The sequence below is a fragment of the Streptomyces griseobrunneus genome, from assembly GCF_046713465.1.
Taxonomy (GTDB): Bacteria; Actinomycetota; Actinomycetes; order Streptomycetales; family Streptomycetaceae; genus Streptomyces; species Streptomyces microflavus.
In genome coordinates this window covers 381,781-401,042 of sequence record NZ_CP177080.1, presented here as the reverse complement: position 1 = coordinate 401,042, position 19,262 = coordinate 381,781, and the positions used below count along the sequence as shown (strand labels likewise).

At 72.4% G+C, this 19,262-nt stretch carries 17 protein-coding genes and 2 pseudogenes; 10 read left to right on the top strand and 9 right to left on the bottom strand.

The features are described from left to right. The first annotated feature begins 150 nt into the window (after positions 1-150). From ACK8N7_RS01990 to ACK8N7_RS01980, 3 genes are read left to right on the top strand one after another with little or no spacing between them, the layout of a single operon-like run. Positions 151-717, top strand: a complete 567-nt coding sequence (locus tag ACK8N7_RS01990) for an RNA polymerase sigma factor (protein WP_500440560.1) — start codon at positions 151-153, stop codon at positions 715-717. After that, a complete protein-coding gene (locus ACK8N7_RS01985) occupies positions 708-1,400 on the top strand; it encodes a hypothetical protein (protein ID WP_500440558.1) in 693 nt (230 codons plus the stop codon). Before ACK8N7_RS01990 ends, ACK8N7_RS01985 begins: the two co-directional genes overlap by 10 nt. Beyond that, on the top strand, positions 1,397-1,738 hold the full coding sequence (locus ACK8N7_RS01980; RefSeq protein ID WP_500440556.1) for an Asp23/Gls24 family envelope stress response protein: 342 nt from the start codon (positions 1,397-1,399) through the stop codon (positions 1,736-1,738). The genes ACK8N7_RS01985 and ACK8N7_RS01980 overlap by 4 nt, the downstream gene beginning before the upstream one ends. A 70-nt stretch (positions 1,739-1,808) precedes the next feature. Here ACK8N7_RS01980 and ACK8N7_RS01975 read toward each other — a convergent pair. Continuing rightward, positions 1,809-2,477 (bottom strand): annotated as a pseudogene (locus ACK8N7_RS01975) (NADPH-dependent F420 reductase); the annotation flags it as partial. A 207-nt stretch (positions 2,478-2,684) separates the two neighbouring features. Between ACK8N7_RS01975 and ctaD the strand changes: the two are divergent. Both ctaD and ACK8N7_RS01965 read left to right on the top strand, forming a co-directional pair. After that, positions 2,685-4,415: an aa3-type cytochrome oxidase subunit I gene (gene ctaD, locus ACK8N7_RS01970; protein ID WP_399581225.1), complete on the top strand. Its 1,731-nt coding sequence runs from the start codon at positions 2,685-2,687 to the stop codon at positions 4,413-4,415. 44 nt (positions 4,416-4,459) lie between these two features. Beyond that, positions 4,460-4,801 (top strand): hypothetical protein, encoded by a 342-nt coding sequence (locus tag ACK8N7_RS01965; protein ID WP_403217870.1) that lies wholly within the window; start codon positions 4,460-4,462, stop codon positions 4,799-4,801. A gap of 120 nt (positions 4,802-4,921) precedes the next feature. Here the strand turns inward: ACK8N7_RS01965 and ACK8N7_RS01960 are convergent, their stop codons facing one another. From ACK8N7_RS01960 to ACK8N7_RS01935, 6 genes are all read right to left on the bottom strand, one after another. Next, positions 4,922-6,661 (bottom strand): FUSC family protein, encoded by a 1,740-nt coding sequence (locus ACK8N7_RS01960; protein ID WP_500445654.1) that lies wholly within the window; start codon positions 6,659-6,661, stop codon positions 4,922-4,924. A gap of 274 nt (positions 6,662-6,935) precedes the next feature. After that, positions 6,936-8,537, bottom strand: a complete 1,602-nt coding sequence (locus tag ACK8N7_RS01955; protein ID WP_500440553.1) for a sigma-70 family RNA polymerase sigma factor — start codon at positions 8,535-8,537, stop codon at positions 6,936-6,938. Between the two features lie 252 nt (positions 8,538-8,789). Next, entirely contained in the window at positions 8,790-8,984 is a 195-nt protein-coding gene (locus tag ACK8N7_RS01950; RefSeq protein ID WP_403217868.1) for an antitoxin, read from the bottom strand. 283 nt (positions 8,985-9,267) lie between these two features. Next, complete coding sequence (locus ACK8N7_RS01945) at positions 9,268-10,263, bottom strand: MASE1 domain-containing protein (RefSeq protein ID WP_500445652.1); 996 nt, start codon at positions 10,261-10,263, stop codon at positions 9,268-9,270. Between the two features lie 64 nt (positions 10,264-10,327). Then, complete coding sequence (locus ACK8N7_RS01940; RefSeq protein ID WP_500440551.1) at positions 10,328-11,155, bottom strand: PP2C family protein-serine/threonine phosphatase; 828 nt, start codon at positions 11,153-11,155, stop codon at positions 10,328-10,330. Between the two features lie 109 nt (positions 11,156-11,264). Further along, positions 11,265-11,885, bottom strand: coding sequence for a DinB family protein (locus ACK8N7_RS01935; RefSeq protein WP_500440549.1), 621 nt, complete (start codon positions 11,883-11,885; stop codon positions 11,265-11,267). Positions 11,886-12,069: 184 nt separating this feature from the next. Here ACK8N7_RS01935 and ACK8N7_RS01930 point away from each other — a divergent pair, with 184 nt between their 5' ends. Continuing rightward, positions 12,070-12,339, top strand: coding sequence for a hypothetical protein (locus ACK8N7_RS01930; protein WP_015606425.1), 270 nt, complete (start codon positions 12,070-12,072; stop codon positions 12,337-12,339). Positions 12,340-12,356: 17 nt separating this feature from the next. Here the strand turns inward: ACK8N7_RS01930 and ACK8N7_RS01925 are convergent, their stop codons facing one another. After that, entirely contained in the window at positions 12,357-13,253 is an 897-nt protein-coding gene (locus tag ACK8N7_RS01925) for a LysR substrate-binding domain-containing protein (RefSeq protein ID WP_500440547.1), read from the bottom strand. Between the two features lie 164 nt (positions 13,254-13,417). Here ACK8N7_RS01925 and ACK8N7_RS01920 point away from each other — a divergent pair, with 164 nt between their 5' ends. From ACK8N7_RS01920 to ACK8N7_RS01905, 4 genes and pseudogenes are all read left to right on the top strand, one after another. Continuing rightward, positions 13,418-14,428: an aldo/keto reductase gene (locus ACK8N7_RS01920; protein ID WP_500440545.1), complete on the top strand. Its 1,011-nt coding sequence runs from the start codon at positions 13,418-13,420 to the stop codon at positions 14,426-14,428. A 45-nt stretch (positions 14,429-14,473) separates the two neighbouring features. After that, the gene (locus ACK8N7_RS01915) at positions 14,474-14,890 is read left to right on the top strand and encodes an SRPBCC family protein (protein ID WP_500440543.1); all 417 of its coding nucleotides are present in this window, start codon (positions 14,474-14,476) and stop codon (positions 14,888-14,890) included. Positions 14,891-14,995: 105 nt separating this feature from the next. Next, on the top strand, positions 14,996-16,483 hold the full coding sequence (gene mptB, locus ACK8N7_RS01910) for a polyprenol phosphomannose-dependent alpha 1,6 mannosyltransferase MptB (protein WP_500440541.1): 1,488 nt from the start codon (positions 14,996-14,998) through the stop codon (positions 16,481-16,483). 300 nt (positions 16,484-16,783) lie between these two features. Beyond that, a pseudogene (locus ACK8N7_RS01905) lies at positions 16,784-18,221 on the top strand (ATP-binding cassette domain-containing protein). 14 nt (positions 18,222-18,235) lie between these two features. On the opposite strand, the gene ACK8N7_RS01900 reads toward ACK8N7_RS01905, so the two are convergent. Continuing rightward, complete coding sequence (locus ACK8N7_RS01900; RefSeq protein ID WP_500440539.1) at positions 18,236-19,144, bottom strand: aminoglycoside phosphotransferase family protein; 909 nt, start codon at positions 19,142-19,144, stop codon at positions 18,236-18,238. Positions 19,145-19,262 lie beyond the last annotated feature (118 nt).

Sequence of the window (19,262 nt, the reverse complement as noted above, 5' to 3'; positions counted from 1 at the left end):
CCCTCGTGCGTGACGTTCTGCCGCGCCAGGTGTCCAACGGAGAACGGAAGACGGAAGACGCCTGTCCGGCGAGTAGGACCGACAACAACGAGAAGGTGTCGTGCAACCGACTGAGGGAGGGGCTGGTCCGTGCCCGGCGACGGGAATCAGATGACGGAACGGGTGCCGGAGGGCGTCCGGGCCGACGAGGCGCTGCTGGTCGTGCGGGCCGGGGAGGGCGACGAGGAGGCGTTCGAGGTGCTCGTACGGCGGCACAGCCCCGCCATGCTGCAGTTGGCGGTGCGGCTCCTGGGGGACCGGGCGGACGCGGAGGACGCCGTTCAGGACGCCTTCGTCAGCGCCTGGCGCAAGCTTCCCGAGTTCCGCCGGGACGCCTCCTTCCACACATGGCTCTACCGCATCGTCACCAACCGCTGCCTCAACCGGCTCCGATCACGCAGACCGGCGGCGGACCTCGATTCGGTGCCCGAACAGGCAGCCCCCGAGCACCAGGCGTCCCCCGCCCGCGCCGTCGAGTCGCGGGCCGCGGCCGACGCGCTGGCCGGGGCGATGGCGGGCCTGTCGCCCGAACAACGTGTCTGCTGGGTGCTCCGCGAGATGCAGGGACTGTCGTACGAGAGCATCGCGGACACGGTCGGAATCAGTCTGCAGGCGGTCCGCGGCCGGGTCTTCCGTGCCCGCCGCTACCTGACGGAGGCGATGAGCGCATGGCGATGAGCGCCAACCCCGACCGGCCGGAAGAGAGCCGGTACGAAGAGGAGGAGCGGCTCGCCTGCGGGCGCCTGCTGAGCGACGTCTGGGACGCCGGGGACACCGGCCGGACAGCCGACGACCCGCACCTGTCGGTGTGCCCGCACTGCTCGGCGGCCCTGGCCGAACTCACCGGCCTGGGCGATGCCGTACGCCGTACCTGCGCCGAGGAGCCCGGAGTGCCCGAGGCGACCACGGCGGCCATCACGGCCCGTGTGATGGATCTGGTCCGCCTGGAACTGCGCCCCGGGCGCCCGCTTCCCCTCGGGGGACCGGAGGAGGACCACTGGATCGTCGAGGCCGCGGCCGCACGGCTGCTGCGGGCGGCGGTCGACGCGCTGCCGGGGGTACGGGCCGGGAGCTGCCGGATCGAGGCCCTCGACCCGGCCGACCCGACGGGCCCGGTGCATGTACGCGTCGAGGTCGCGGCGGCCCTGGACCGGTCGTTGCCGGACCTGGCCGATGCCGTACGCGCACGGATCGCCGAGGTCGCCGACCGGGACATCGGGATCCGCCTCGGCGCGTCCGACGTCCTGGTCGTGGACATCCTCGACGACGAAGGCGACGCAGGCGACGAAGGCGATACCGGCGGCGAACGCGGCGAAGGCGATGAGTACGACCGTTACGGCACGGGAGGAGCAGCGCGATGACCGCCGACACACTCCGGGAACGGCTCGCCGAAGCGGCGGCCGGGGCCGCTCAGGACGTCCCCGGCGTCGCCTTCCTGCGCCCAGGTGTCGTGGACCTGCTGCGCACGCGGGTCGCCGGCCGGGCCCCACGTCCGGCCACCGGGACCGGTGCGCGACCGCAGGGGGTGCGGGTGAGCCGCGACGAGGCCACCGGTGCCTGGCACATCGACATCCGCCTCGTCCTGCACCGCGGCCACCGTGCCCTCGATGTCACCCGGGCCGTACACGCCGCCACGCTGGCCGCGGTCCGCACCGAGCCGTCGGTCTCGGTGCGGGTGACGGTGACGGGGGTGGTCTGAAGGGCCGGCCCGGGCCCCGTGCTGCCCGGGACGACGCTCCCGGGCAGCACGGCCTCCTCCACGGCGCGTGTCAGGCGCGCCACTCCGCGGTGCGCTTCGGCGACGCCTCCGCCAGCGCCTTCACGATGGCGTCGGCATCGCCCTGGTTGCCGTACACCGGTGTTCCGGGCTGCTGACGCCACGACTCGTGCAGGCCACCGGCGTCCACCGTGTCGAAGCCGAGCTCGTCGATGAGGTCGCGGACGGCCTGCTTGGCCGCCGCGTCGTCCCCGGCCACCGGCAGCGCCTGGCGGCCGGGGCTGCCCTGCGGTCGGCCCCGGTCCAGGATGTCCTGCGCGTACGTCCCGTTGAACGCCTTGATCACGGGGTGACCGATCTGCTGCTCGGTCCACCGGCTCTCCGTCAGCCCGTCCTCGATGGCGGCGATCCGGCCGTCGCGCTGCTGCGGGTAGTAGTTCCCGGTGTCGATGACCGCGACGCCGTCCGCCGCCCCGTCCAGAAGCCCCGAGGGCAGGTCGGGTACGGCCTTCAGCGGGACGGTCACGACCACGATCCGGGCGTCCCGGGCCGCCTCCGACGCGGCCACCGGAGTGGCTCCGGTCTCCTCGGCCAGGGCGGTCAGGGTCTCGGGACCACGGGAATTGGCGACCGACACCTCATGTCCCAGTGCGGTCAGGCGCCTTGTGAGATTGCCGCCGATGTTGCCCGCGCCGATAATGCCGATCTTCATGGATCCGACCTTCCGATACCTGCTGAGTGGGGAAGAAGTGGTTCTGTGGCTTCACCAACTCCGCTGCCCGGTGAGCTATTCCGGGCCGGTTGGGCCATTTGAGTGTCCTTCCCGGTCGCTCGCGCGGGACGGGGAAGGATGTCCCACCGGACCGATCGCCGCGGGTCCATCCTGGTCGCCGAGTCCATACGGGCCGTTGACCGAAGGAGCGTCGCAGTGACGACGAGGGGCATCTCACAACCGGTGGAGACCGATGCCGCCGACCAGGACGAACTGCCGGTACGGCTCAAGGAGCCGGGCAACGTCGTCATCAAGTGGATGACCACCACGGACCACAAGACGATCGGCACGCTCTACCTGGTCACCTCCTTCGCCTTCTTCTGCGTGGGAGGACTGCTGGCCCTGGTGATGCGCGCCGAACTGGCACGCCCCGGTACCCAGTTGATTTCGAACGAACAATTTAATCAGGCGTTCACGATGCACGGCACGATCATGCTGCTGATGTTCGCGACGCCGCTGTTCGCCGGGTTCGCGAACTGGATCATGCCGCTGCAGATCGGGGCGCCCGATGTGGCGTTCCCGCGGCTGAACATGTTCGCGTACTGGCTGTACCTCTTCGGCTCGCTCATCGCGGTGGCCGGCTTCCTCACGCCGCAGGGCGCCGCCGACTTCGGCTGGTTCGCCTACGCGCCGCTGAACGACGCGGTCCGCTCGCCGGGCATCGGCGCCGACATGTGGATCATGGGTCTGGCCTTCTCCGGCTTCGGCACGATCCTCGGCTCGGTCAACTTCATCACCACGATCATCTGCATGCGCGCCCCCGGCATGACGATGTTCCGCATGCCGATCTTCACCTGGAACGTCCTGCTGACCGGTGTCCTGGTCCTGCTCGCCTTCCCGGTCCTGGCCGCAGCCCTGCTGGCCCTGGAGGCGGACCGCAAGTTCGGCGCCCACGTCTTCGACGCGGCCAACGGCGGCGCGCTGCTGTGGCAGCACCTCTTCTGGTTCTTCGGCCACCCAGAGGTGTACATCATCGCCCTGCCGTTCTTCGGCATCGTCACCGAGATCTTCCCGGTCTTCAGCCGCAAGCCGGTCTTCGGCTACATCGGGCTGGTCGCCGCCACCATCGCCATCGCGGGACTCTCCGCGACCGTGTGGGCGCACCACATGTTCGTCACGGGTGCGGTGCTGCTGCCGTTCTTCTCCTTCATGACGTTCCTCATCGCGGTGCCGACCGGGGTGAAGTTCTTCAACTGGATCGGCACCATGTGGAAGGGGTCGATCTCCCTCGAAACCCCCATGCTCTGGTCGATCGGATTCCTGGTCACCTTCCTCTTCGGCGGTCTGACCGGAATCATTCTCGCCTCGCCGCCGATGGACTTCCACGTCTCGGACTCGTACTTCGTCGTCGCGCACTTCCATTACGTGGTCTTCGGCACCGTGGTCTTCGCGATGTTCGCCGGATTCCACTTCTGGTGGCCGAAGTTCACCGGCAAGATGCTGGACGAGCGGCTCGGCAAGGTCACGTTCTGGACGCTGTTCGTGGGCTTCCACGGCACGTTCCTGGTGCAGCACTGGCTCGGTGCCGAAGGAATGCCGCGCCGCTACGCGGACTATCTCGCGGTGGACGGATTCACCGCGCTCAACACGGTCTCCACCATTGCCTCGTTCGTGCTCGGCCTCTCCATCCTGCCGTTCTTCTACAACGTCTGGAAGACCGCCAAGTACGGCAAGCAGATCGTCGAGGACGACCCGTGGGGCTACGGCCGTTCCCTGGAGTGGGCGACCTCCTGCCCGCCGCCGCGCCACAACTTCGTCACCCTGCCGCGGATCCGCTCCGAATCCCCGGCGTTCGACCTGCACCACCCCTCGGTGCGGTCGATCGACGAGGCCGCCAACCGGCACGACGCCTCCCTCACCGTGGCCCCGGGGGACAACCAGGAGTGAGCGCGGCCCGACCCGACCAGGAGAGCCCGACGAGAGGAGGACGCGTGAAACCCGACAAGGACAGCGCCCGTGGCCTGGCCCAGCTGGAGGGCTATCTGCTGTGGAACGCCGAGGTCGAGAGGGCGCGAGCGCAGGCACGCCGCTTCACCGACGAACTGCCCTGGCTCACCACCGCCCAGCGCGAGGACGTGGAGCGCGTCTACCTCACCGACCGGGTCGCCGTCTCCCGCGAGTCACTCACCCGTGTCCGCGACCGGGCGGCCGAACTGCGCGGTGAGTACACCGCGCGCTACGACCGGCTCAGGGCCCGCTGCGTCGCCCTCTCGGTCGTGGCGGTGGGCGCGGTCGCCTGCGTCGGTACGGTGTCGACGCTGCTCCTGCGCTGAGCCGGCCGGGATCCGGTGCGGCCCGGCCGCGGCCGCACCGGATCCCGGCCGGCTCAGCCCATGCCGTACGAGACGATCAGTGCTGTATGAGAGAGAACGGATGCCCGGCCGGACGGGCCGTCAGACCAGCACGCCGGAAAGCGCGGACGCCCGGTGCGCCGCGTCGAGGGCGGCCAGCTGTTCCGCGATCCGTTCGGCGTGCGGCGGGGGCAGTACGGCGCTCCGGTCGTGGAGCTGGACCGCGCAGGCCGTCGTCGTGTCCACGAGACGCTCCAGAGCACCGGCCACCTCCTCGAACCCAGCCGTGCGCCCCGCGACCGGCGGGAGTTCGGCCGCCGAGAGATCCAGCGCGGCCCGGGCCGCGGCGAGCGAGCGGTAGGCGTCGCGGCGCAGCACCCCGCGCCCCGCGCCGTCCTGAGGGTGGGCCAGCACGTGCCGCAGATACCGGTGCGCCGCCGCCACCGCCGTGTCCACCGCGTCCCGCACCCGGTGACCCCGCTGTCCGGGCAGCGGCAGATGTCCCACCAGCAGCACGATCGCGCAGGCCGTCAGCGATTCCACGACCCGGCCCCACGCGGCCTGCGGCTCGCCCGCCAGCACGACGAGGGAGAGTACGAGCACCGTGACGACCGCCGTCTGGGCCGCGAAGTGCCGGGTGGCGACGGGGATCAGCGCCCCGCACACCGCGACCGCCGCGACCGCGGGCAGCGGGCCGGACACCAGCGCGAAGAGCCCGGCGAAGACCGCGGCGCCCCCGACCGTCCCGGCGGCCCGGCTCAGCACCCTGGAGACCAGCGGCCCCAGATCAGGCTTCACCAGGAACACCGCTGTGGCGGGCATCCAGTACCAGTGCTCATGGTCCAGACCGAGCGCCACCGCCGCACTGATCCCGCAGCACAGTGCCACCCGGAACCCGTACTCGCGCCCCGCCGGGCCGAACGCCCTGCGCAGCAGCGGAACGAGATCCGGCCGCCCGCGCACGGTCCGCAACGACTGCCCGGCCCGGTGGTCGAACGCCTCCGCGGCCGCCAACAGGGCGTCGTCCAGGGCGCGGAGCCCCGCACCCGACCGCACCGGTGCGGGCAGCGGCCCGCAGGCGCTTCCCGTACGCACCGCGTTGGCCAGCCGCCGCGGCCCCTCCGCGACCCGGCCGGGCAGGGGCTCGCCCGCCCAGGCCAGCGCCGTCGCCGCCTCGGCCAGCGGCAGCGCCGCCGCGTACTGGGCGTGCAGCCGCCGCTCCGCCGCGGAGCTCGCGTACCGCCGCAACCGAGGGCCGGACAGGGCGTCCTGCGCCTGGTCGAGCGCGGCCGTGAGCGCCGCCCGCCGGGCCGGGGCCCGCGTGCTGCCCGCCGCGCGCAGCAGCCCGGCCACCGCCGCGTACACCCCGGCGACCGCCTCGCGCTCGCCGTCGTACCGGTACGGGCCACCGCTGCTCCGCCGCTGCGACGGCAGCACCAGCAGCAGGAACAACGCCCACCCCGCGCCCGCCAGGAACAGCAGCGACCGCTCCCCGCCGGACTCCGGCAGCGGCATACCGGCCCCGATCACGGCCGCGACCAGCACCTGCGTACCGCAGGCCGAAGCGACGGGCCCGGTCGAGCTGAGCGCCCCCGCGAGGAGCCCCAGCACACCGAGCAGCACCGGCAGCACGAACATCGCGGCCCGGGGCGGACCGACCGCCGGAAGCAGCGAGCCGACCAGCAGACCGGCCGCGCCCGCGAGCGCGGGGACCCCCACCCGCGACACTGAGGAGCGGCGACCGCCCGGGCGGTCGTTGATCCCGGCGAACATCGCCCCCAGCGCCGCCGGCACACCCGCCGTCGGCCGGTCGGCGACCACCGCGACGAGCAGCGGAAGCATGGCGAGCGCCCCGCGCACCACCGCACCGACGCGGACGGGCCCGCGCTGCGTACGCAGTACATGGCCGAGCCAGAGCGGCAACGGCCGGAGGGCGAAGGGGAAAGCGGGCGACACCACCGGGCTCCAGTCCACAGGGGGAGGGGGATTCCGCCGGGGGACACCGTCGGCCTGGGCGCTGCCGCCAGTCTGGAACACCGAGGTGGAGGGGGTGCTTCCGCCGCGTTTCCGCCAGATGAAAGATCACCGAATGCGGAGGGAGGTCACGGCGTGCCGCTCAGCGGGCTCCGAACTTCTGCGTCCACACCGGTCCGCCGCCGGAGTCCTGCTTCCCGATGCCCATCTCCTTGAAGGAGCAGTTCAGGATGTTCGCGCGGTGCCCCGGGCTGTCCATCCACGACTTCATCACATCGGCCGGGGTCCGCTGTCCCTTGGCGATGTTCTCGCCGTAGGTGCTCCACCGGTACCCGGCGGCGGTGATCCGGTCGCCCGGGTCGGTGCCGTCCGGGGAGGTGTGCGAGAAGTAGTCCCGGGACGCCATGTCGGCGGAGTGCCGCTGCGCCGCCGTCGCCAGCAGGTTGTTGGAGGTCACCGGTCCGCAGCCCTCCTTCGCCCGCTCGGCGTTGACGATCTGGAGGACCTGTCCGCCCACCGACGCCGGGGGTGCGGGCGCGGGCGGCGGGGGCTTGGGGGCCGGGGCGGCCGAGCTCGGCGCCGGGGGCCGGGTGCTCTTCGTCGGCGAGGGCTTGGGCTTGCGCGAAGGGCTCGGCGACGCGGAGGCGCTGGCCGAGGGGGAAGCGGACGAGGCCGAGGCGGACGGCGACGCGGTCGTCGGCGTGGCGGAGGGGGCGGACGACGTGGGCTGGGTCGCGCTCCCGGTCGGAGCCCCTGCGCTCAGCGTCGTCGCGTCCCGGTCGTCGCCATCGGTGTAGAGGTGCACGGCCGCGCCGCCGGAACCCAGCGCCGCGACGGCGACCACCGCGGCGATGGCCGAGTTGCGGCGCCGCCGCCGTACCTGACCACGCCGGCGCCCGGCCCGGCCCGCTCCGGCCGCAGGGGCCGCGGTGAGGTGCGCGGCCGTCGTCAGCAGATCCGGAGCCATCGCTCCTCCGGCGGCCGCGGCCACCGGCACCAGCGCCAGACCCACCAGCAGGCCCTCGGCGGGCACCAGGCCCGAGCCGTGGCCGGAGCAGACGGTGCACTCGCGGGCGTGCCGGGCCAGCCGCTTGCGCCACAGGGCGGACGGGACGCCGTCCCAGCCGGCCAGGATGTCCTCCAGCAGCACGCACGGCGGGTCGGCGGCCAGTGCGCCCACCACGACCCTGGCCGCCTCCAGCTGCGCCTTCATCCGCTGGACGCGGACGGCCGTGTGCTGCTGGGAGAGTTCCAGGGCCGCCGCGACCTCGGTCCGCGACAACTGGCCCGCCGTCTCCAGCCACCACAGCGACAGCAGCGCGCGGTCGTCCTCGTCCAGCCACCGCGTCGCCTCCGCCACCTGGCGCCGCTGCCCGGTCAGCCCGAGCCGCAGAATGGTCAGCTCGACGAAGTCGGCGCGCGGATCGGCCAGGTCGAACGCGTCGTCCAGCCGGTCGGCGGATATCGCCCCCGACTGGCTCTCGCGCCAGTGCCGGCGTATCTCGTTCATGGCTATCGCCACCAGCCAGGACCGGAATCTCTCCGGATCACGGAGCTCGGGCAGGCTGCGCAGCATGCGCAGCACCGTCTCCTGCACCACGTCGTCCACGTCCGCGTGCCCGTTCAACGCCCGGCCGACGACGTTGTACAGCAACGGCAGATACGACGCGACGAGCCGGTCCTTGGCCTCCTGGTCGCCGTTCCGCGCCGCCGCGATCAAGGCCGTCCCGTGATCCTTGCCCATGCTGTGCTCACTCTTCCGGGGTCCGGTGCTGTCACTTCCCACACTCGGGAGATGCGGTGCGGGCCGGACGATAACAAGAATCCGATGAGCATCCCGGATTTCTTCCGGTGCCTCCCGTCACCCGGGCGCCCGGCACCGGGCCCTGGCGGCGCACGCGGTCCGAGCCACGGGATGCGATCCGTGGCACGGACCGGGTTGCGGGCGGACGGGTTCGCGCGGACGGGGCCCGGTGCCGGGCGCCGACGGCTACGGTCAGGAGCGCGGCCGCCCGTCCTGGTCGCGCTCGGTGCCGAACTGCTGCCTCAGCTTGTCCTGAGCGGTGTCGACGTGGCCGCTGTGCTGGCCCTTGGTCCGGTCGTCGACTCTGTCTCCCGCCTTGTCGACGCCCTTGCCCGCCTGGTCCTCGTGGCCCTTGAGCATCTTCTTGATCTTGTCCATTGCGGACATGCCTGGTCCTCCTAGCCTCTGCGCCCCCACCCATCAAGGGTCACCGCACCGGGCCCGGCCCGCATCCCCACGCCGCGCGGCCCCTGCCCGGAGCCCGGCCGTGTGGGCCCCAAGGAGAGCCGCGCGGCGGGCCGGAAGTGTGAAGCCGCGCCGACTGGGCAGATACCGTTCACCTGGAGGAGGTGGTGGCCATGGGCCGCATCCGCATCGTTGTCCGTCGACCCCCGCCCCCGTCCGGGCCGCCCCCGCTCGACCTGCGGACCCCCTCCGGCCGGCCGCTGCCCTACTGACCGGAGTGCGGCGGCTCGTCGTCGTACCGCGCAGCGGGCCGTCCCGGCAGCGGGGCGAGCTGTTCGACCAGCGCCTCCAGCTCCACGACTGCGTGTTCCGTCTCACGGCGGATGTTCTGGTGCTCGGCCACGATCGCCCCGAGCAGCAGGGCCGTGAGCGCCACGCATCCGTTGAGCACGGTGAGGTTGGCCATGATCTCCATGAGCGTGTGGCCCGCGAACGGGCCAAGGCCATCCGTCCCGGCGATGATCGCCAGCACCGACACCACCAGGGCGCACGGCGCGCTGCCGAGCAGTTGGAACCGGAGCGCCGCCCAGATGATCACCGGGAACACCAGGTAGAGCATGGAGAGCGAGCTCCTCGTGGAGATGAGCCCCGCCGCGACCACGCAGAGCGCGAGGAGGCAGGCCTCCGGCCACCGGTCGGACAGCCGGGGCCGCCGCACCCGGCTCAGCACCAGCAGTACGGGGGTGACCACGAGGATCCCCATCGCGTCCCCGGCCCACCAGGACGACCAGACCAGCCAGAACCGTCCCGGGGGAACCTTGTCGTCGAGCATCAGCGTCACGCTGCCGGCGGTGGCGCTGATCAGCATCCCGGCGAACGCGCCGAGGAAGACCAGGCAGATCCCGTCCCGCAACCGGGCCAGTTCGCTGCGGAAGTCCACCCGGCGCAGCAGCGCGTAGGCGGCGAGCGGCGCGAGGGTGTTGCCGAGGATGATGCCCAGACGGGACACGGTGAACGCGTCACCGATGGCGGTGACCGTGAAGAACGCGCCCAGGGCGATGCCCGGCCAGATCCGGGCACCGAGGTACAGCAGGGCGGCGAGCGAGATCCCGGTGGGCGGCCAGAGCGGGGTGACCACGGCGCCGTCCACCACCACCTGGCGCGTCAGCCCGAGCCGTCCCGACAGGTAGTAGGCGCCGGCCACGCCCAGGATCTGCGCCACGTACACGGCCCGACGTCTGGCTTGCTTGCTGCGGATCACAGCACTCATCAGACACCGACCTCGTGGAGGAGGCTGCGGTGACACGCGCCCTGCCGTCCCGGCGTCAACGCGCCCGGGCCGGGGCGTGCCGCAGGACGAGTACGGCCGCGTCGTCCTCGTGGCCCGTCAGCTCGGCCGCCCGGAGGACACCGTCGGCCAGCTCGTCCGCGCTCGCCCCGGCATGTGCGGCGACCAGCCTCCGGACCCGGTCCAGACCGTCCTCGATCAGCAGCGACGGGCCCTCGACGACGCCGTCGGTGAGCAGCACGATCGCACCGTCCGTGTCCAGGGTCCGCCGGGTGACGGGATACCGCTCGCCCGTCTGGATCCCCAGCGGCAGGCCCCCCGGGTCCTCCGTGATGCCCGACCGCCCGTCCACGGAGGCCCACACACACGCCACATGCCCGGCCCGCGCACTGTGCAGCTCCCAGGTCTGCGGGTCCAGGCGCAGGAACGTACAGGTCGCGAAGAGACCGGAGTCCACGGACAGCAGGAGGTCGTTGGTCCGGCCCATGACCTCACCCGGGTCGGAGACCGTACCCGCGATCGCCCGCATCGCGATGCGGACCTGACCCATGAAGGCCGCCGCCTCCACGTCGTGGCCCTGGACGTCACCGATCGCGAACCCGAGGGCGCCGTCCGCCAGCGCGAAGCCGTCGTACCAGTCGCCGCCGATGTCCAGGCCGTCCCGGGCCGGCGCGTACCGTGCCGCGGACTGGAGGCCGGGGAGGGCGGGAAGGGTCGCCGGAAGCATGTCGCGCTGAAGGGCCTGCGCGAGTTCCACTCTGGCCTGGTGGAATTCCACCTCCCGCCGAGCGCGGGCGGTGAGGCTCTGCAACGTGGTCAGCAGGTCCTCGGCGCTTACCGAGCGGGGAGTCCGACGCCGGTTCATTGGCTGCTCCGCGGTGCGTGAGTCCCTGAATCATATGGTGCGCACCCCACGGCGGCGACTTCGCCGACGACGGGACCCCACCGATCCCGTGCCCGGCGGAGGCCGCGGCTCAGGGCTGCCGCGCCCGGTACAGATCGCGGATCAGGGCGATCTCGGCGCCGTGATGCAGGATCTCCTGGTTGACCCACCAGACGATGTCGACGAACAGGTCCTCGGCGTCGCTGCCGTAGGGATAGGCGCTGTACCCCACGGTGTCCAGGGCGGCGTCGTCGGCGGCGAGCAGGGTCGCGTGCCATGCCTCGGCCGCGGAGACGAACGCCGCCACCGCCCCGGCGGCGTCGCCGGGGACGGCGAGACCGGCCCGGGTCAGGGAGCGGCTGCCGTTCGTGTGGTCCGCGCGGAGCGCCAGCATCTCGCTCAGGTGGCTGAGCCGCCAGGCGATGGTGGTGAACGGCGGCGGAAAGGGGTGCGGTGACCGCGCCGAGTCCCGGCCCCAGTCGCCGCTCCCTTCGAGCACCGTGGCGCGGGGCCCGGGTCCCGCCTCGCGGCGGCGGACGGACCAGCAGCCGGGTACGGGCTCCCAGAAGTACTCGTCGTCGCCGAGCGGCGTGACACCGATCCCGACACCGTTGCCGCTGTCCATGAGCGGACCCGCGAGACGGCCGGTGAGCCGCTCCCGGGCGAAGTCGAACTGCTCAAGCAGCGGGACGAGGCGTGGTGGTGTGGCCATCGGTGGGTTCGCTCCCGGGCGTGTGCGTCGTGTGCCGGCCGTCCGGCGGGGACGGTTCGCCGGGGACCCTTCCACACCGGCCCGCCGGCCGCATCCGCTTTCCGGCGGGGCCGCGGGGGACGCCCGGTGGCCGGATGGCCCCGCACACCGGGCCGTTGTCAGTGGCCGGTGGGATGCTGCCTGCATGGACGAGCTGATGAGGCAGCGACGGGTGTACGGCACCGACCACGACGACCCGCACCCCGGCCCGAGGCCGGGCCACGACTACCGGGAGCTGGTCGGCGGACCGCTCGACGGGCTCCTCCTCGACGTCACGGGCTGGAGCGACGAGGCCCTGCGCGAGGGCGTCGGACTGGTCACGGAGATAGGCGCCTACGGACCGGGCGGCCGCGCCGAATACGGTCCCCGCTCGATCGACGGCCACCAGTGGGACTGGCGCGGCGACATGCGCTAGGAGCGTAGGCAACGGGGTTACGCGGGCGCCGCGTCGAGCACCGTCGCGCGGAACTCCCCGACGACCGGCCGGAGATCGGTGCGGTGCCAGGCCGCCCACAGCCGCGCGGACCCGTCGTGCCAGGGGAGTTCGCGTACGGCGACCCCGGGCGCCGTGCCGCGCACCATGCTCCGCTGGACCAGGGCCAGGCCGAAACCGGACGCGACGAGCCCGAGCGCGGTGAGAGGTTCGGCGGCGTCCAGGGTGATGTCCGGCGTGAAGCCCAGCGCCACGCACGAGGCGACGAACGTGTCGCGCCAGGCCGGGTCGCGGCTGCTCTCCACCGCGATCCACGGCTGCCCGTCCAGGTCGGCGGGTGCGAGGTCCGGCTGCTGAGCGAGCGGATGCCCCTCGGGCAGCACCAGCAGCAGCGGATCCTCCAGCAGCAGCGCCGAGCACAGGTCCGGATCGTCCTCGGCCGGCGGTTCCTGCACCAGGGCGATGTCCAGGCTGCGCCGGCGCAGCCCCTCGAACTGCTCGGCGCTCTGCTGCCCGTACAGCGCGACATGGATGCCCGGCCGCTCCGAACGCAGGGTGCGCAGGGCGGCCGGCAGAAGGCCGGTGTGCATCGCGTCGGGCACGTACCCGATGCAGAGCCCGCCCTCCTCGCCGCGCCCGAGGCGGCGTCCCAGGTTCTCCAGCCGCCCCGCGTGGGTCAGCAGCGCCCTGGTCTCGCCAAGGAAGACCCGGCCGTCGGAGGTCAGCCGGATCCGCTGCCGGTCGCGCTCGAACAGGGTGAGGCCGAGATCCTTCTCCAGCTGCGCGATCTGCCGGCTCAGCGGCGACTGCGAGATGTGGAGCTGCTCGGCGGCGCGGCCGACGTGTTCCGTCTCGGCGACGGCGACGAAGTAGCGGAGCTGGCGGAGATCGAGCATGTCACGTCCTAGTCAGACCTTCAGAGACTTAAGTGAGCCCGAACAAGTCTTGGACAGTCTCAAGGTGTCGATCCTAACCTCGGATGCGTAAGGCCGACAGAGCGTGAGTAAAGGGATTTATCCCCACGAAATGTCGGCGACTTCCTCCCGTGAAGGACGCACTCGTGAGCATCACCCACCTCCTCCCCGGCCGCCTCGGCTTCGGCACCGCCCCGCTCGGCAACATGTTCCGCGCCATCCCCGACGAGGAGGCCGCCGCCACCGTCGCCGCCGCCTGGGACCAGGGCATCCGCTACTTCGACACCGCCCCCTTCTACGGGGCGGGCCTCTCCGAGATCCGGCTCGGCGACGTCCTCGCCGAGCACCCGCGTGACGACTACGTCCTCAGCACCAAGGTCGGCCGGGTCGTCCTGGACGAGACCGAGGACCCGGCCGCCCGCGACCTCGGCGAGAAGGGCGGCCTCTTCGAACACGGCCGCCCCAACAAGATGGTCAACGACTACACCGCCGACGCCACCCTCCGCTCCATCGAGGACAGCCTGAAGCGGCTGCGCACCGACCGCCTGGACATCGTCTGGGTCCACGACGTCGCCCAGGACTTCTACGGCGACGAGTGGCTCGCTGCCTACGAGAGCGCCCGCACCGGAGCCTTCCGGGTCCTCACCCGGCTCCGCGAGGAAGGCGTCATCAAGGCGTGGGGCCTCGGCGTCAACCGCGTCGAGCCGCTCGAACTCACCCTCGACCTCGACGAGCCGCGCCCCGACGCGTTCCTCCTCGCCGGCCGCTACACCCTCCTGGACCACGACCGCGCCCTCCAGCGCCTCCTCCCGGCCGCCGCCGAGCGCGACGTCGACCTCGTCGTCGGCGGACCGTACAGCTCGGGCATCCTCGCGGGCGGCGCGCACTTCGAGTACCAGAAGGCCCCCGCGGAGATCGTCACCAAGGTGGAGCGCATCAAGACGCTCGCCCAGCAGCACTCCATCGGCATCAAGGCCGCCGCGCTCCAGTTCGCCCTGGCCCACCCGGCCACCGCGGCGGCGATCCCCGGCGCCACCCGCCCGAGCCGCATCGCCGAGGACCTCGCCGCCCTCGACGAGAAGATCCCCGCGGCCTTCTGGACGGCCCTGCGCGAGGAGAAGCTGATCTCCGCCGACGCCCCCGTCCCCACCGCCTGAACCACCCCCGGCACCGAGTGCCCGCACCGTAAGGACCTCACCCCCATGGCCACCACCACCGCGACCATCGAACTCCCCGTCCCCGCCGACCGTGTCTGGCAGCTCATCGGCGGCTTCGGCTCCCTGCCCGACTGGCTCCCCTACATCCCCACCAGTGAGGCGAGCGAGGGCGGCCGCGTCCGTACCCTCACCAACGAGGACGGGGGCGTCATCGTCGAGCGCCTCGAAGCCTTCGACAACGCCGCACGCAGCTACAGCTACTCCATCCTCCGGGCCCCGTTCCCGGTCACCGGCTACCTCTCCACCATCGCCGTGCACGCGGGCGAGGACCCCGGGAGCGCCCGGGTGGAGTGGTCCGGCACCTTCACCCCGGACGGGATCGGCGACGACGAGGCCACGGACCTCTTCCAGGGGATATACGCCGACGGCCTCGCCGCCCTGGAGCAGTCGCTCACCGGCTGAACGCCACGGGCACCCGGAACCGGCTCCGGGTGCCCGGCAGCGCCCCGGCCCCGTTGGGCGGGGAGGGGAACGGAGGCGTCACGCCGTCCGATAGGTTCTCGGGTCATGTGGGCTTTGAGTGCTGCCGGATACCGTCGGCTGGGTGCGGCAGGCGCCCTGGCGACCGCTGCGGGCGGCTGGATCTCCGGAAAACTGCCGGCCCACGACCCCTGGGGCCTCTGGACCGACCACGGCTCCACCGTGCGGACGGCCGCGGCCGTCCTCGCCTACACCGGACTGACCGTGCTGGTCGTCGCCTGGTGGCAGTACGGCAGGACCGCCTCCTCCGTACGCGAAACACTCACCACCCTCGCCTGGTGGACAGCGCCGTTCCTGCTCACGCCCCCGCTCTACAGCGCCGACGTCTACAGCTACATCGCCCAGGGCGCGATGGTCATCGAGGGCCACGACGTCTACACCGTCGGCCCCTCCAGCCTGGACCCCGCCGGAATCGGCGGCGACGCGGCGGCGAGCGTCGGCAGCCACTGGCGCGACACCCCGGCCCCGTACGGACCGCTCTTCCTCCTGCTCTCCGCCGCCGTGGCGAAGACGACCGGCGGGACGATCGTTCCCGCCGTCCTGGCGATGCGGCTCATCGCGCTCGCCTCGCTCGTCCTCATCGTCTGGGCCCTGCGCCGACTGGCCCGGGAGCACGGCACCTGCGAGAGCCGCGCCCTGTGGCTCGGGGCGCTCAACCCGCTCCTGCTGATGCACGTGGTCGCAGGCATGCACAACGACGGCCTGATGATCGGCCTCATGCTGGCCGGGCTCGCGCTCGCGCTGCGCGGCAGATGGGTGGCCGGAAGCGCACTCGTCGGGCTCGCCATGATGGTCAAGTCGCCGGCAGCGGTGGCGCTGCTGTTCATCGGCGTCGCCGTGCACGCCTCGGCGACCGGACCCCGGCTACGGCGTTGGGCCAAGGGACTCCTCGCGCCCGGCCTCGTCGCGTGTGCCGTCGCCGGTTCGGCCACACTGATCAGCGGCACCGGCTTCGGCTGGCTCAGGACCCAGGGCGTCGCGGGCAACATCCACACCGCGCTCTCCGTCGTCAGCGACCTGGGTCTGGGCCTGGGCGAGCTGGGCCGCCTGCTCCTGGGCACCGACCCCGAACCGGTCAAGTCCGCCGTGCAGACCCTCGGCCTGGCGGCGGCGGTCGTCCTGATCTTCGTCCTGGCCCGGAGGTCGATGAACGGGCACCTGCCACCGGTCCACGCCCTGGGCCTTGGCCTGTTGGTGCTGGTCGCGCTCTCGCCGATGGTGCAGCCCTGGTACCTCCTGTGGGGGCTGGTGGTCGTGGCCGCCACCCAGCAGTACGGCCGGGTCGCCACCTTCCTGGTCGTGCTGTCGGCGGCGCTCGTCTACGAGACGCACCCCACGGGAGCCACCCCGCCCTACGGGTTCGCCCTCGCCGCGATCACGGCGCTCGTCGCCACCCTCGTCGTCCGCCGCACCCCGCTCGTCGCGGAAGCCGCCCATGCCCCCGTGCCCGGACCCCGTACCGCAGGACCCGCTCCCGAACCGCTGAGCGCGGAAGCCCCGCAGGGCACCGCCTAGATAACCGCTCGACGCACCGCTACGCTGATCACGTCCTGTTGTCTCCGATAGAGGTGGACGTTGCGCATCTGAGGTCCGCGATCATCGCGCGGTACGGCCCTGGCCCGTACACGGTCACGACGTTGTCGGCATGTCTGCCGCCCGTGGCTTCCGCGTGGATGCGACCTCGGTGCTGAGCCGTCCCTCACCTTCGCAGGACTGTTCTCCCCACCATTCTGCGGCCCCACGGCCGGGTCGCCGCGTGCTGTTCGCATACGAAGCCCCCCTGTTTCCCCCCGCTTCCGACTGCGAGAACCCACCATCAGCCATCCCACCGCGCCCAGCGCCTCCGTGGCCGCCTCCCACCTCACCCTCCGGTGGCCCGACGGCACCAGCCTCTTCGACGGACTCCCCCTCACCGTCCCCCACGGCCGCACCGGTCTGGTCGGCGCCAACGGCACCGGCAAGTCGACCCTGCTGCGTCTGCTCGCCGGACATCTGCGCCCCTTGGAGGGATCCGTCACCGTGGGCGGGAACCTTGCCTACCTGCCCCAGAACATCACCCTGGACACCGCCCTGCGCGTCGACGGGGCCCTCGGCATCGCCGAGCGGCGGGCCGCCCTGCGCGCCATCGAGTCCGGAGACGTACGGGAGGAGCACTTCGAGACGGTCGGCGACGACTGTCAGCCACGACCGGGACCTGCTGGAGCGGGTCGACCGCATCGCCGAGCTGCGATCGGGTTCGGTGAGCTGGTACGGGGGCGGCTGGTCCGCCTACCAGGAGGCCGTCGCCACCCAGCAGGAGGCCGCCGGGCGGATGCTGCGCTCCGCCGAGGCCGACGTACGGCGCCAGCAGCGCGAGCTGGAGGAGACCCGGACCAAGGTGGCCCGCCGCCAGCGCCACGACAAGGAGCTGGACGCCCAGCGGCGCGCCCCGCGCATCGTCGCGGGGGAACGCAAGCGCTCGGCCCAGGAGTCCGGGGACCGGTTGCGCGGGCTGCACGAGGACCGCCTCGACGAGGCCCGCGAGCGCCGGGAGGAAGCCGCCGAAGCCGTCCGCAGGGACGCCGAGATCAAGGTGAGCCTGCCCCACACCGCCGTACCCGCCGGCCGGACCGTCCTGACCGTACGGGAGCTGAGCCTGCCCTACGGGCGGCTGCGCGAGGGCAGCCGCCAGGTGAGGGGGCCCGAACGCATCGCTCTGGTCGGCCGCAACGGCGCGGGCAAGACGACCTTGCTGCGCACGCTCACCTGGGAGCTCGCACCGAGCTCCGGCGAGGCCACGGCTTCCGTGCCGCTGAAGTTCCTTCCGCAGCGGCACGACGTCCTCGACGACACCTTGAGCGTCGCCGCGAACGTCGCCCGCACGGCTCCCGGCACCACCGACAACCAGATCCGCTCCCAGCTCGCCCGGTTCCTCTTCGAGGGCGCCCGCGCGCAGCAGCCGGCGGGCACCCTCTCCGGCGGCGAACGCTTCCGGGCCGCGCTCGCGGCGACGATGCTCGCCGCGCCCGCCCCGCAGCTGCTCCTGCTGGACGAGCCGACGAACAACCTCGACCTGGCCGGTGTGCGGCAGCTGACGAGCGCTCTGGAGCCCTACGTGGGCGCCCTCGTCATCGCCAGCCACGACCTGCCGTTCCTGGCATCGGTGGGTATCAACCGCTGGATCCTGCTCGACGACGAGCTGCGGGAGAGCGACGCCGAGGAGGTCCGTGAACTGTTCGGCAGCCCGGAGTCCACGTCGGCGGGCACGTCATGACGCGTGCGAGGGCCCTACGCGTACCGGTCGTGGTCGGCGAGCACCTCATCGATCACATGCCGGTTCACCCCCGCCCGGTCCCGGTCGGTGTCCAGGGAATCGGACAGCACGAGCATCGCCTTCCACAGCGCCCACCCCCGCGCCCGCGCCCAGGTGGCGTCGTCGGCGTCGACGGCCTCCCGGAACGCCGATCGGCTGCTGCCGGAGAACATGCCCCAGGCGATCACCAGATCACAGGAGGGGTCGCCGACGCCCGAGGTGCCGAAGTCGATGACCGCGCTCAGCTCGCCGTTCCCGACCAGGAGGTTGCCGGCGGCGATGTCACCGTGGAACCACACCGGCGTGCCGTGCCAATCGGCGGCCAGCGCGGCATCCCACACGGCGGCGGCCCGGCCGGTGTCGATGTGGCCCTGAAGCAGGGAGAGGCAGCGCCGCGTCTGCTCGTCGTAGTGGGCGGGCGGGGCGCCCCGGTACCAGCTGTGCTCACCGGCCAGGGGTCCGCCGGCGGTGTCGCACCGCTGGAGGGCCCTGAGGAATCCGGCGACCGCGACCGCGAACCGGTCCAGGCCGTCGATGCGGGCCGGTCCGGCCGCCGCCCCCGGCAGCCAGCCGCGCACCGACCAGGGGTACGGGTACCCCTCGCCCGGCTCTCCTTCGCCCAGGATCACGGGGACAGGTACCGGCAGCGAGGGCGCGAGCCTGGGGAGCCAGACGTTCTCCTTGGCCACGGCTGGCACGTACCCGGCCGCCGTGGGCAGCCGGGCGGTCATTGTGTCGCCCAGGCGGTAGGTGCGGTTGTCCCAGCCGTCGACCTCCACCGGAGTGACGGGCAGGGCGCCCCACTGCGGGAACTGGGCGGCGATCAGCCGCTTGACGAGAGCCGCGTCGATACCGGCGCGGCCGTCGGGGGGAGGGGAAGCCATCCGCCGATCATCAGCCAGGGCGCTCCGCCCCGGCAACGCGATTTCGCGGGCGCCGGGGCGGACACTCGCCGGGCGGAACACGCGCCGGAGCTGTGAGGAAGAAGGAGGAGATAGGTAC